The 11,732-nt window shown below is 72.3% G+C and carries 11 protein-coding genes and 1 pseudogene; 9 read left to right on the plus strand and 3 right to left on the minus strand.

Annotated elements, in window-relative coordinates; translation table 11 throughout:
- Nucleotides 1-67: 67 nt before the first annotated feature.
- The 3 genes from ACFPQ9_RS06055 (at nt 68) to ACFPQ9_RS06065 (ending at nt 2,274) form a co-directional block, all read left to right on the plus strand.
- The gene (locus ACFPQ9_RS06055) at nt 68-1,090 is read left to right on the plus strand and encodes a DUF5954 family protein (protein ID WP_380847671.1); all 1,023 of its coding nucleotides are present in this window, start codon (nt 68-70) and stop codon (nt 1,088-1,090) included.
- 61 nt (nt 1,091-1,151) lie between these two features.
- The gene (locus ACFPQ9_RS06060; protein WP_380847674.1) at nt 1,152-1,784 is read left to right on the plus strand and encodes a VOC family protein; all 633 of its coding nucleotides are present in this window, start codon (nt 1,152-1,154) and stop codon (nt 1,782-1,784) included.
- Nucleotides 1,785-1,857: 73 nt separating this feature from the next.
- Complete coding sequence (locus ACFPQ9_RS06065) at nt 1,858-2,274, plus strand: VOC family protein (RefSeq protein ID WP_380847677.1); 417 nt, start codon at nt 1,858-1,860, stop codon at nt 2,272-2,274.
- On the opposite strand, the pseudogene ACFPQ9_RS06070 reads toward ACFPQ9_RS06065, so the two are convergent.
- A pseudogene (locus tag ACFPQ9_RS06070) lies at nt 2,242-2,944 on the minus strand (helix-turn-helix domain-containing protein). The gene ACFPQ9_RS06065 and the pseudogene ACFPQ9_RS06070 overlap by 33 nt on opposite strands.
- A 101-nt stretch (nt 2,945-3,045) precedes the next feature.
- A complete protein-coding gene (locus ACFPQ9_RS06075; protein ID WP_380847680.1) occupies nt 3,046-4,023 on the minus strand; it encodes an AraC family transcriptional regulator in 978 nt (325 codons plus the stop codon).
- A gap of 80 nt (nt 4,024-4,103) precedes the next feature.
- Between ACFPQ9_RS06075 and ACFPQ9_RS06080 the strand changes: the two genes are divergently transcribed.
- Nucleotides 4,104-4,955: an NmrA family NAD(P)-binding protein gene (locus ACFPQ9_RS06080; RefSeq protein ID WP_380847683.1), complete on the plus strand. Its 852-nt coding sequence runs from the start codon at nt 4,104-4,106 to the stop codon at nt 4,953-4,955.
- An 11-nt stretch (nt 4,956-4,966) separates the two neighbouring features.
- Here the strand turns inward: ACFPQ9_RS06080 and ACFPQ9_RS06085 are convergent, their stop codons facing one another.
- Nucleotides 4,967-6,118, minus strand: a complete 1,152-nt coding sequence (locus ACFPQ9_RS06085; RefSeq protein WP_380847686.1) for a YihY/virulence factor BrkB family protein — start codon at nt 6,116-6,118, stop codon at nt 4,967-4,969.
- A gap of 134 nt (nt 6,119-6,252) precedes the next feature.
- Between ACFPQ9_RS06085 and ACFPQ9_RS06090 the strand changes: the two genes are divergently transcribed.
- The 5 genes from ACFPQ9_RS06090 (at nt 6,253) to ACFPQ9_RS06110 (ending at nt 11,718) form a co-directional block, all read left to right on the plus strand.
- Entirely contained in the window at nt 6,253-7,887 is a 1,635-nt protein-coding gene (locus ACFPQ9_RS06090; protein WP_380847689.1) for an acyl-CoA dehydrogenase family protein, read from the plus strand.
- A 222-nt stretch (nt 7,888-8,109) separates the two neighbouring features.
- Nucleotides 8,110-9,387, plus strand: a complete 1,278-nt coding sequence (locus ACFPQ9_RS06095) for a GAF domain-containing protein (RefSeq protein WP_380847692.1) — start codon at nt 8,110-8,112, stop codon at nt 9,385-9,387.
- Nucleotides 9,388-9,531: 144 nt separating this feature from the next.
- Nucleotides 9,532-10,821: a hypothetical protein gene (locus ACFPQ9_RS06100; protein WP_380847695.1), complete on the plus strand. Its 1,290-nt coding sequence runs from the start codon at nt 9,532-9,534 to the stop codon at nt 10,819-10,821.
- Nucleotides 10,822-10,935: 114 nt separating this feature from the next.
- Nucleotides 10,936-11,508, plus strand: coding sequence for a GNAT family N-acetyltransferase (locus ACFPQ9_RS06105; RefSeq protein WP_380847698.1), 573 nt, complete (start codon nt 10,936-10,938; stop codon nt 11,506-11,508).
- A 126-nt stretch (nt 11,509-11,634) separates the two neighbouring features.
- Entirely contained in the window at nt 11,635-11,718 is an 84-nt protein-coding gene (locus tag ACFPQ9_RS06110) for a putative leader peptide (RefSeq protein WP_310591794.1), read from the plus strand.
- Nucleotides 11,719-11,732: the final 14 nt, after the last annotated feature.

The raw sequence follows: 11,732 nt of genomic DNA on the forward strand, positions 1-11,732 counted from the left end.
TCCAACCGCCGGGGATGTTGGGTCCGTTCACTCCTGGGCGTGACGGCACCCTCGCGACAATGCGTGCATGACCCATGACTGGCAGCAACAGATCCGCGCGCCGCACGAGGAGTTGGTGCGCCGTGACGACCCCGCCGCCCGGGTGCGGGAGGCCGACGCGGTGGACGCCTCGGTGCGTTATCCGGGGTTCGCCCTGCGTGGGCCGGTGTTCGGGGTCGCCGTGCGGGATCCTGCGGCGGGGCCGCGGTGGCGGCTGCTGAAGCCGGTCGTGAACGGGATGCCGCAGATGTGCCGGGACTCGCTGAACACCCATCTGTGGTTCCGCGCGAAGGACGGCACCGACGACCCGGCCGTACGCGGTGAACTCCTCGCCGCCGTCGAGGTGTTGAACCGGGAGCCGGTGAACGAGGTCGAGGCGTGCGGGGTGCGGTACCGGATCGTGCGCGGGGACGAGTTCACGCGCTGCGACGACCAGGGGCTGGAGCCGCCCCGGCCCACCGACCCGGAGCCCGCCGAGCGGACCTGGAACTTCCGGGACGCCCACACCCCCTCCCCCGATCTGGACCTCGTCCTCGACACGGACCGCGCGGACGGCGGCCCGATGGCCGGTGCCCTGCGGGCGTGGCTGCGGGGTTTCGCGTACCGGGGCGTGCGCTTCCCCGCCGAGGTGCGCGGCGACTCGGAGCGGGCGGTGCGCTCGCATCCGGAGGTCGTGCTGCTGCCCCCGTGCTTCGGTGTGGTCGAGCGGGAGCACTCCCGCTGGGAGCCGGCCCTCGCGCTCCAGGCCACCCCGCACGACGCCCGGCGTGTGCTGCACGACGCGATGGCCGAGATGTGGCCCCTGCTGTTCCGGTTCGACGACGCGAAGAAGACCCTCTACGCGAAGGCGGCCGAGGAGTTCCGGGCGCTGGAACGCGCCGACGAGGCCCGGGTGGCGGGCCGGGTGTTCCGGATCTGCCGGGTGGAGCGGGTGCTCCGCATGGGCCCCGACGGTCCGGAGACGGCGCGCCCCTCGGACGTGGACGAGTACGGCCCCATGAAGATCCATCCGACGCTGCTGCCCGACGGCACGGTCGTTTTCGACGACTGACCACCCGTCCTGGCGCACAGGTGTTCCATGACGGAGGCCGCCCTGCGTAGCCTCGGCTGCGATGAACGCCATTCCCGCGCTTCTCGATCACCTCGTCCTGGCGACCCCCGACCTGGCCGCCACGGTCGCCGACTTCACCCGGCGCACCGGTGTGGCGCCCGCCCCGGGTGGTGTGCATGTCGGGCTCGGCACGCGCAACTACCTGGTGTCCCTGGGCGGCGTCCGCTATCTGGAGATCATCGGTCCGGACCCCGAGCAGTCCGCCCCTGGTGAGCCCCGCCCGTTCACCGTCGACGGGCTCACCGTCGCACGCACGGTCACCTGGGCGATCAGCCCACCCGACCTGGACGCGGCCATCGCGGCCGCCCGAGCGCGGGGCTACGACCCCGGCCCGGCGCAGTCGATGAGCCGCCGCAAGCCCGACGGCACACTGCTGCGGTGGCGGCTGACCGACGGCGACGACGCCCACCCCTCCGGGGTCGTCCCCTTCCTGATCGACTGGAGCGCCACCGTCCATCCCACCGCCTCCGGGCTGCCCTGCACGCCGTTGCTGGCGCTGACCGCGAGCGCTCCCGAGCCGGACGAGATCCGGCCCCTGCTGGCGGCTCTCGGCACCGACCTCGACCTCACGACGGGCCCGGTGGGGATCTCCTTCACGGTGGACACGCCGCTGGGGGCGGTGACCTTCGGATGACCTGTCCCGGCAGGTGGCAGGGGTGTCCGATTCCTTCAAGACCAGCCGGACTCCCCCTGCCTACGGTGGCCGCATGACTCCACGATTCGATGCCATCGGCCTGGTCGTCACCGACATGGCCGCCTCTGTCGCCTTCTACCGCCGCCTCGGTTTCGCGTTCCCCGACGGCTCGGAGAACGAGCCGCACGCTGAGGCCGAACTGCCGGGCGGGCTGAGGCTGTTGCTCGACACCGAGGAGACCGTGCGGTCCTTCCACCCGGGGTGGCGACCGCCCACCGGCGGCAGCCGCACCGGGCTGGCACTGCGATGCGCGGATCCGGCCGAGGTGGACGCCGTGTACGAGAAACTGGTGGCCGCCGGCTGTCACGGCGAACTCAAGCCGTGGGACGCCTTCTGGGGCCAGCGGTACGCCTGCGTGCAGGACCCGGACGGAAACGGCGTCGACCTGTTCGCTCCCCTACGGGGCGCTGCCGGCGCGTCGGCCGAGTAGCTCGCCGAGCGGCAGGCCCGCCAACTCCTTTACGTCCCGGGCCAGATGAGCCTGGTCGGCGTACCCGACGCGAACGGCCCGTGTCCGCGAAGGGCGTGCCGGACCGGGCCAGGGCGAGCGCGCGTTGCAGCCGCAGGATTCGGGCCAGTGTCTTGGGGCCGTACCCGAAGGCGCTCAGGCAGCGGCGATGCAACTGCCGTACCCCGAGGCCGAGTTCGTCGGCGGTGGCGGCGACGGGACGGCCCGAGTCGAGGGCGGTGACGACATGCCGTAGTACCGGATCGGGCGCGTCCGCAGCGGCGGCCCGCTCCAGCGCCACGTCCTCCAGCGCGGTCACCGGGTCGGGGGATGCCTCGATACGGTCGCGCAGCTGCCGTACCTCGAAAGCCGGACACAGGTCCACGAGTTCGACCCGCCGGTCGCGCAGTTCGTGCGCGGGCACGCCCAGCAGACCGGGCGCTGTCCCCGGAAAGAAGCGGACACCCGCCCAGCTGCCCGGCTCGCCCTCGGTGACGTACGCACGGGTGTCGGGCCCGGCGACGAGCAGCCGCCCGTCGTGCCACAGCAGGTCCATGCACCCGTCGGGCAGGACGCGCCCGGCGCCATGCTCATCAGGGGTGTTCGTCCACACCACGGCGCCATGCAGCCGTGACGCCCGCTCCGCGTACATACAGGCGAGGCTACGCCGCAACGCCGTCAGGGGCGCGGGGCCGTATCGATCTGCGGCTCCGCCGCGTGGGCGCGAACGGCCACACGCAACCCGCGGCCGCCCTACGAGGGCACCCGCCCCCGGTGCTCCTGCGGACTCACCCCGTACACCCTCTTGAACGCGCTGGACAGCGCGAACGCGCTCCCGTACCCCACCCGCCGCGCGATGGCGTCCAACGTGTCGTCGGTGTCGCGCAGCGCGTCCGCCGCGAGCGCCATCCGCCATCCCGTGAGGTACGTCATCGGCGGCTCCCCCACCAGCTCGGTGAACCGGCGGGCCAGCGCGGCCCGTGACACCCCCGCCTTGGCGGCCAGCGAGGCCACCGTCCAGGGCAGCGCGGGGTCGTCCTGGACGAGCCGCAGCACCCGGCCGACGACGGGGTCGGCGAGCGCCGCGTACCAGGCCGGGGCCTCCGCCTGCGGCCGGGAGAACCAGGCCCTGAGCGCGGCGATGACCAGCAGGTCGAGCAGCCGGTCCAGGACGACCTCCTGGCCGGGTTCGTCGCGGACGATCTCGTCCATGAGAAGCGGGGTGAGCGGGCATTTCCACACGTCGGCGGTGAGGGACAGCAGCGGCGGCAGCGCCTTCAGCAGCCGCCCGCTGATCTCGCCCTCCCACAGATATGTGCCGATCAGCATCACGGCCGAGCCGTCGGGCCGGTCGCCCCAGGTGCGTACACCGAGGTCCATGGAGCCGTTGAGGGAGCGTCCGTCGGGGTAGCTGCACTCGGCGCCCGGCAGGATCAGGGCCTGCGGCGCGGTGCCGGGGTCGTCGGCGCAGGTGTAGGGGTCCGGGCCGCGGGCGATGGCGAGGTCTCCGGGGCGCAGCCGGATCCTCCCCCCGCCTTCGGCCGGGGGGACCCCCATCTCGCTTCGCTCGCCCCGGTCCGCGATCACCCACGCCTCTCCGCGGACCATGACCATGACGCTGAGCGGGGCCCGGTCCTCGATGCGGATGGACCACGGCGGGTCGAAACACGCGCGGATCATAAAGGCGCCACGGGCACGTGGGCCCTCCAGCAGACCTGCAAGGGCGTCCATGGCGCCAGCGTAGACGCCCGCGCATGGGAATGAGCCGTTCAGCGATGGGCTGTTGGGGCGCGCGACCGTTGACTGGAGGCATGACGGAAAACGCAGCCGAGAAGGCGAGCACGCAGCGGATGACAGTAGTGGTGACCGGTGCCTCGGGCCGCACCGGGAGCCGGGTGGCTCAGGCGGCCCGCGATGCGGGGCTCACGGTGCGGGCGGCGTCCCGGGCCCTGGGCTTCGACTGGGAGGACCCGACGACCTGGGCGGAGACCCTGCGGGACGCGGACGCGGCCTATCTGATGTACCCGTCCGACGTCGGCTCCCCGGCGGCGGCCGAGGGTATCGGCGCGCTCGCGCGGGAGGCCGTGGGGCTCGGGGTGCGGCGGCTGGTGCTGCTGTCGGCGCGCGGCGAGGACCAGGCGCTGCCGACCGAGGAGGCGCTGAAGTCGTCCGGCGCGCACTGGACGGTCGTACGGGCCACGTGGTTCGCGCAGAACTTCAGCGAGGGGCCGCTGGTGGAGGGGATGGCCCACGGGGAGCTTGTCTTCCCCGCGGGCGAGGTGCGGGAGCCGTTCGTCGACGTGCGGGACATCGCGGACGTGGTGACGGCCGTGCTGACGTCCGGCGACCGGTACGTGGGGCGGACGCTGGAGCTGACCGGGCCGCGGCTGCTGACCTGGCGGGAGGCGGTCGCGGAGATCTCCGCGGCGACCGGCACCACGATCACCTACACACCGGTTCCGACGCGTTCGTACGGGGATGCCCTGGCGGGGTTCGGAGTGCCGCCGGAGGAGGTCGAGCTACTGGTGGAGGTCTTCGAGACGCTCATGGACGGCCGCAACTCCCATCTCACGGACGACGTCCGGGAAGTCCTCGGCCGTCCGCCGCGCGACTTCACCGGCTTCGTGCGGGAGGCCGCGGCGGCGGGGGCGTGGAAAGCCTGATCCGACAGGCCCTAGGAGTCCTCCGGCTTGTGCGGATGGTGGTGCGTGCTCTTCACATGGGTGCGCAGCCTCGACGTCAGGTCCTCCGGAGGCAGGAAGCGGGACCAGCGCTCGGGGAACTCCGACGGCATGTCCGGGTCGTCCGGGTCGTCGGGGTCGGACTCGCGGCTCGCGGCGGCACGGGCCACGTACTCGGCGACCTGCGCCTCGCGCAGCCGTTCGTTCGCGGCGCGGGCCGCGGCGGTCGCGGCGGCCGGCCAGACCCGGTCGATCGCGGCGTTGACCGCGGCCCCGACGAGCACCGCGAACGCGGACACACCGATCCACAGCAGTACGGCGACGGCGGCGGCGAGTGAGCCGTAGATCGTCGCGCCCTCGATGGTGTTCTGCAGGTAGATACGGAGCAGGAAGCTGCCGAGCACCCACATCCCGAGGGCGACCAGCGCGCCGGGCACGTCCTCGATCCAGGGCGAGCGCACCGGCACCGACACGTGGTACAGCGTGGTCAGGAAGGCGACCGACAGAACGATCACGACCGGCCAGTACAGGACCTGCACCAGCGTCTCCGACCACGGCACGATCCGCACCACCGCGTCCGGTCCCGCCACCATCAGCGGCAGCGCCACCGAGCCGATCAGCAGCGCCGCGATGAACAGCAGGAACGCCACCAGGCGGGTCCTGACGATGCCGCGGACGCCGTCGAGGCCGTACATCACGGTGATCGTGTCTATGAAGACGTTCACCGCGCGGGAGCCCGACCACAGGGCGAACAGGAAGCCGACGGAGATCACGTCGGGCCGGCCGCCGTTCATCACGTCGTCCAGGATCGGCTGCGCGATCTGCCGCACCCCCTTGTCGGACAGGACGGTGCGCGAGGCCTCCAGCAGGTTGGTCTCCAGGCTGGTGATGGTGTCGGTGCCGGTCCAGTCGTCGACGTAACCGAGGAGGCCGATGAGACTCAGGAGGAGCGGCGGCACCGACAGCAGCGTGAAGAACGCGGCTTCGGCGGCGAGTCCGAGGATGCGGTACTCGATGCAGGAATTGACGGTGTCCTTCAGCAGCAGCCAGGCGGTCCTGCGCTTGGAGACGTTCCGGTAGAGGGCACGCGCCCGGTGGAGACGACCGGAGTGGCGCTGGGGAGACGGTTCACTTGCTGACTGCACGACCTAAAGGTATCCGTCGTGCGGCGCGGCACTCATCGCGGCGCCGTGCGGGCGCGCTCGCCACCTGCGCGCTCACCGTGCCACCGCCGTGTCAGGGTGGAGGCATCGCCCCACGGAGGGAGAGGTTCACAGCCATGGCAGGCAGCACGCACACGGTGACCAACCAGCCGCCGCCCCTGGTCGGCCACGACGTCTACACCACCGACCGGGTCCTGTCCGAGGCCGTCGAACGTCATGTCGCCCCCGAGCTGCTGGACGAGGCCGGCGAGGAGTTGTCCGCCCTCGGGCGGACCTGCGGCTCGGCGCAGGTGCAGGAGTGGGGGGTGCTGGCGAACGAGAACCCACCGCGCCTGCGCACGCACGACCGCTACGGCCACCGGGTCGACGAGGTGGACTTCCATCCCTCCTGGCACCGGCTGCTCGGCAAGGGCGTCTCCGCGGGGCTGACCGCGGCCTGGACGCGGCCGGCCGGCCATGTGCGACGGGCGGCGGCCTTCCTGCTGTGGACACAGGTCGAGGCGGGCAACGGCTGCCCGCTGTCCATGACCCACGCGGCGGTCCCGGCGCTGCGCACCGACCCCGAGCTGGCCGCCGAGTGGGAGCCGCGGCTGACGTCGATGGTCTACGACAGTGGGCTGCGCCCGGCGGAACGGAAGGCCGGTGCCCTGTTCGGGATGGGCATGACGGAGAAGCAGGGCGGCAGCGACGTACGTGCCAACGCGACGACGGCCACGCCGCTGGCCGAGTCCGGGACCTACACGCTGACCGGGCACAAGTGGTTCTGTTCGGCGCCCATGTCGGACGGGTTCCTGGTGCTGGCCCAGGCCCCGGACGGGCTGACCTGCTTTCTCGTGCCGCGGGTGCTGGCGGACGGCAGCCGCAACGTGTTCCTGATCCAGCGGCTGAAGGACAAGCTGGGCAACCGGTCGAACGCGTCGAGCGAGGTCGAGTTCGACGGGACGTGGGCGCGCCGGGTCGGTGCGGAGGGGCGCGGGGTGCGCACCATCATCGAGATGGTGGCGGCGACCCGGCTCGACTGTGTGCTCGGTTCGGCGGGGCTGATGCGGCAGGCCGTCGCGCAGGCGGTCCATCACTGCGACCACCGCGAGGCGTTCGGCGGCAGGCTCGTCGACAAGCCGCTCATGCGCAACGTCCTGGCCGACCTGGCCGTCGAGTCCGAGGCGGCGACCACCCTCGCGCTGCGGCTCGCGGCGGCCTACGACAACGGCGGCGAGCAGGAGCGGGCGCTGCTGCGGATCGCGGTGCCGGCCGCCAAGTACTGGGTGACCAAGCGGTGTCCGCCGGTGACGGTCGAGGCCGCCGAGTGCCTGGGCGGCAACGGGTACGTCGAGGAGTCCGGGATGCCGCGGCTGGTGCGCGAGTCGCCGCTGAACTCGATCTGGGAGGGCGCGGGCAACGTCCAGGCGCTGGACGTGCTGCGGGCGTTGCGGCGGGAGCCCGCGGCGCTCGACGCGTATCTGCGGGAGGTCGGCCGGGCACGCGGCGCGGATCACCGCCTGGACGGCGCGATCAAGGCGCTGTTGACGGACCTGGCCGACCTGGACGGCATCGAGGCACGCGCCCGGCGCCTGACGGAGCGCCTCGCGCTCATCCTCCAGGGCTCACTTCTCGTCAGGTTCGCACCGCCGGAGGTGGCCGACGCCTTCTGCGCGTCCCGCCTGGGCGCCGACGGAGGAACAGCCTTCGGAACCCTGCCGTCAACACTGAACCTGACCCACATGGTGGACCGATCAAGGCCGCAGGCCTGACACTCGGCCAACCGCCGGAGGGGGTGATGCTGCGCCGACACGGCACCACCCCCGCCATGGCCCGTTCGAGGCCGCGAACGCCGCTCGAAACGGCGTCGCTCAAGTTTCAATCAGGCCAGAGCGGTCCACCAGGGTTGCAAGGGGTTGCAACTTGTTGGCGACTGTGTGCGGACTGTGTCCCTCCACGAGCGGCGGGGCGGCACTATGAGACACACGGTCAGGATGAGAACTCTTCTCCCGGGAGGACCCTTGGACGCGGCACGGGCGGCGCGGGTGCTGAGCGAGATCCGCGCCGCCACCCTCTCCGGCCGGCGCGCGCCGGTCGCACCGCGCCCGGTGATCGAGCAGTCCTGGGAGCGCATGCTGCGCGGCGGGGTCGATCCGGACCACGACTTCCGGTCCGGGCTGCTGTCGCGCGAGGAGGTGCAGCGGCGCCGGGAGTCCACCGCGCTCAGGCATGTGCTGCCGGTGCTGCGCGAGGGGCTGCTGTCGGTCGCCGACGTCGCTCAGCACATCATGGTCGTCGCCGACTACGAGGGCCGGGTGCTGTGGCGGGAGGGCAGCTCCTCGGTGTTGCGCAAGGCCGACTGCCTCGGCTTCGAACTCGGCGCCGACTGGCGGGAGGACGTCGTCGGCACGAACGGCATCGGCACCCCGGTCGTGGTGCGTCGGCCCGTCCAGGTCTTCGCCTCCGAGCACTTCCAGCGCTCGCAGACCTCATGGACCTGCACGGGCGCCCCCATCACCGATCCGCGCGACGGCCGGCTGCTCGGCGTGGTCGATGTCAGCGGCCCGCTGGAGACCATGCATCCGGCCACGCTGGCCTGGGTCGACTCGGTGGCCAAGCTCGCCGAGGCAAGGCTGCGGGAGCTGCATCTGACGGCACTGGAGCAACTGCGCGCGGTGGCGGCGCCGGTGCTGGCGCGGCTGGCCGGGCGGGCCGTGGTGGTGGACCGGGACGGCTGGACGGCCGCGGTGACCGGGATGCCGTACACGAACCGGATCACCTTGCCCAAGGCGCTGTCGCCGGGCCGGAGGTGGCTGCTTCCGCTGGGCCTGTGCGCGGTGGAACCGCTGGCGGGCGGCTGGCTGCTGCGGCCGGCCGACGGGCCGGTGCCGACCGGGGCGACCCGGATCGCGCTGGATCTGACGCAGCCGCGCCGCTGGTCGGTGACGGTGTCCGGCGGCGCGGGCACCTGGAGCCACGAACTGAGTCCCCGGCACGCCGAGTTGCTGTATCTGCTGGCCCTGCACCAGGGCGGTCGCAGCGCGGCGGGGCTGGCCGAGGACATGTTCGGCGACCCGGGCCGCACGGTGACGGTGCGGGCGGAGCTGTCGCGGGTACGGCGCTATCTCGGGGGCCTGCTGGAGCACCGGCCGTACCGCTTCTGCGAGGACGCGGAGGTCGAGGTGCTGCTGCCGGAGGACCCGCGTGAGCTGCTGCCCCACTCGACGGCGCCCGCCGTGGTGCGGGGGAGGTTCTCGGACGAGATGCCCTGAGTACGGACTCTTCTTCCGCATATTTGCAGGGTCTTAGTCCGCAAGCGTGCCCAACTGCCGTAGCATCCTGTACGGGCCACCCCACCTGCTCCTTTGGTCAACGCACAGACCAATGGCCGCAGTTGGCTCGCCTCGGGAGGTTTGATGAAGCACCGCGGCAGACACCGTCGACGCAAGCAGGGGCGTGCCGTGCGCGCGTTCCTCGCCGGAACCGCCCTCGCACTCACCGCCGCCGCCACGATGATCAGCGCCTCGCAGGCCACGGTCGGCGACGATCCCGGGGCGCTGACGCCTCTCACCAGGGCCGCCGAGACCGGCGCGTTCCGACTCCAGGAGCAGCTGGTCCCGCAGGCCACGCTCGACGAACTCTCCTCCCGGATGGGCAAGCCGGTCGGTGTGAGCGCCGTCCTGGAGACCGCCGACCGGAGTCTGCGCGCGGCGAACGGCTGCACGACCACCGAGCGCACGGCGCTGCCGGTGGCGCCGGCCGCCACGCGCGCGTACTGCTGGGACAGCGCCGACGCCCGGGGCTGGCGGGCGGGTGCCGTCACCACCTCGGGTGACGCCGACGACGACGGCTGGTGGAACGACAATCGAGTGATCCTCTCGGGCTGGAACGAGGGCGCCGCCGACCGGGGGCTCGCCCGGGTCGCCTTCGTCGACGCGAACGACCTGGCCCACCTCAGGTACTCGTCCGCGCTCCTCGTCGTCCCGGTGGACGGCGGACGTGACTACCGCGCCCTGACCTCCCGGCTCTCCGGCATGGTCTGGTACCAGAACAAGCTGCTGGTCACCGCAGCCGACGGGCTGTACGTGTACGACATGAACCGCGTCCAGCGCGCCACGGTCGACAGTGCCGCGGTGGGCCGTGTCGGGGCGGGCTGGGCGGCCCACGGCCAGCGCTTCGTCCTGCCGGCCGTCGGCTCGTACCGTCTGACCGGTGCGGACGGCGCCCCGCATCTCGGTGGCATCTCCCTCGACCGCAGCACGGCCCCTGACAGCCTGGTCGCGAGCGAGCGGACGGCCGCCGGCAGCGACCGGCCCGCCCGGCTGTGGCGCTACGACTTCAGCAAGGACCCGGCCCGCCCCGGTCTGCTGGCCACCGGCGCCACCGGATCCGCGCCGGCGGTCGACGCGTACGAGACGGACGCGTCCGGCATCGAGGGCGTCCTGTCGCACCGGGCGGGCGGGGCGGACCGCGCCGGCTGGTACGTGAGCCGCGCCCCGGGCAGCACGGACCGGCACGGCAGCCTGTGGCGCCAGGACACGGAGGGCGCGGAGGCGACCCGCTGCGGCGAGGAGAACGCCCCCAGGTGCTGGGGCACCCGGGCCGGCCCCCTGTCGTACTGGGAGGCGACCGGAGAGGTCTGGTCCCAGTCGGGCCGGATGCTGTTCGCGATGCCGCTGAGTTCGATCGACCGGGCACTCGACTGAGGCACTCTCGCCATCGCCTGGTCGGTCGTGCGGCTCCGCCGCGTGCGCGCGACCAGCCACGACGGCGCCGCAGTCGATCGACAAATCCCCCATCCGGATGATTCCCTGGCCGACATGCCCAACCTCGCCGTGACCACCTGGTCCCTGGAACAGACCTCCCCCGACGACCTCCTCCCGGCCGAAGCCCCGCAGGGAGACGTGCGGATCGTCCGCGCCGAGGTGCCCTCCCCCGAGTTCAGCCGGTTCCTGTACGCCTCGGTGGGCGGCGACATCCTGTGGACCGACCGGCTCGGCTGGACCTACGCCCGGTGGCAGGAGCATTTGGAGCGTCCCGGGGTCGAGACCTGGGTGGCCTACGACCGGGGCACGCCCGCCGGGTATGTGGAGCTGAGCCCGCAGGACGACGGGGTCGTGGAGATCGAGTACTTCGGCCTGATCCCGCCCTTCCGCGGCCGCCGCATCGGCGGGTATCTCCTGGCGTACGGCACCGCGCGCGCCTGGGACCTGGCGGAACGCTGGCCGGGGCGGGCGCCGACGAAGCGGGTATGGCTGCACACATGCAGCAAGGACGGCGAGCACGCCATGGCCAATTATCAGCGCCGCGGCTTCAAGCTCTTCGACACCAAGGTCGAGGAGGAGGCCGTGGCCGCGACGCCCGGACCGTGGCCTGGGGCTTACCCAGCCTGACCTGGGAAGAAACGACACCGTCCGGCTATGTGACCGACGACACCCTTGTCTCACTCTACGGGACAAGGGTGTCCGCATGATGGACGAAGCTGGACTGTGTCCAGATCGCCGTGACACGCTTCCGTCATGTCCGGAACTGGAATTGCCTTGGTGAGTCGGCGGCACGTCGACCTCGGCCGCATGTCCAGCGCCATCTGTCCGGCGCGCTGACAGCCCCGCAGCGC

The sequence above is a fragment of the Streptomyces coerulescens genome (genome assembly GCF_042657965.1).
Lineage (GTDB): Bacteria > Actinomycetota > Actinomycetes > Streptomycetales > Streptomycetaceae > Streptomyces > Streptomyces coerulescens.

Bases quoted from the DNA above. Each gene is read 5' to 3' on its own strand.
- ACFPQ9_RS06095 (WP_380847692.1), top strand. From the start codon at position 8,110: ATGAGAACTCTTCTCCCGGGAGGACCCTTGGACGCGGCACGGGCGGCG.
- ACFPQ9_RS06055 (WP_380847671.1), top strand. From the start codon at position 68: ATGACCCATGACTGGCAGCAACAGATCCGCGCGCCGCACGAGGAGTTG.
- ACFPQ9_RS06080 (WP_380847683.1), top strand. From the start codon at position 4,104: ATGACGGAAAACGCAGCCGAGAAGGCGAGCACGCAGCGGATGACAGTA.
- ACFPQ9_RS06100 (WP_380847695.1), top strand. From the start codon at position 9,532: ATGAAGCACCGCGGCAGACACCGTCGACGCAAGCAGGGGCGTGCCGTG.
- ACFPQ9_RS06075 (WP_380847680.1), bottom strand. From the start codon at position 4,023: ATGGACGCCCTTGCAGGTCTGCTGGAGGGCCCACGTGCCCGTGGCGCC.
- ACFPQ9_RS06090 (WP_380847689.1), top strand. From the start codon at position 6,253: ATGGCAGGCAGCACGCACACGGTGACCAACCAGCCGCCGCCCCTGGTC.
- ACFPQ9_RS06065 (WP_380847677.1), top strand. From the start codon at position 1,858: ATGACTCCACGATTCGATGCCATCGGCCTGGTCGTCACCGACATGGCC.
- ACFPQ9_RS06110 (WP_310591794.1), top strand. From the start codon at position 11,635: ATGTCCGGAACTGGAATTGCCTTGGTGAGTCGGCGGCACGTCGACCTC.
- ACFPQ9_RS06060 (WP_380847674.1), top strand. From the start codon at position 1,152: ATGAACGCCATTCCCGCGCTTCTCGATCACCTCGTCCTGGCGACCCCC.
- ACFPQ9_RS06105 (WP_380847698.1), top strand. From the start codon at position 10,936: ATGCCCAACCTCGCCGTGACCACCTGGTCCCTGGAACAGACCTCCCCC.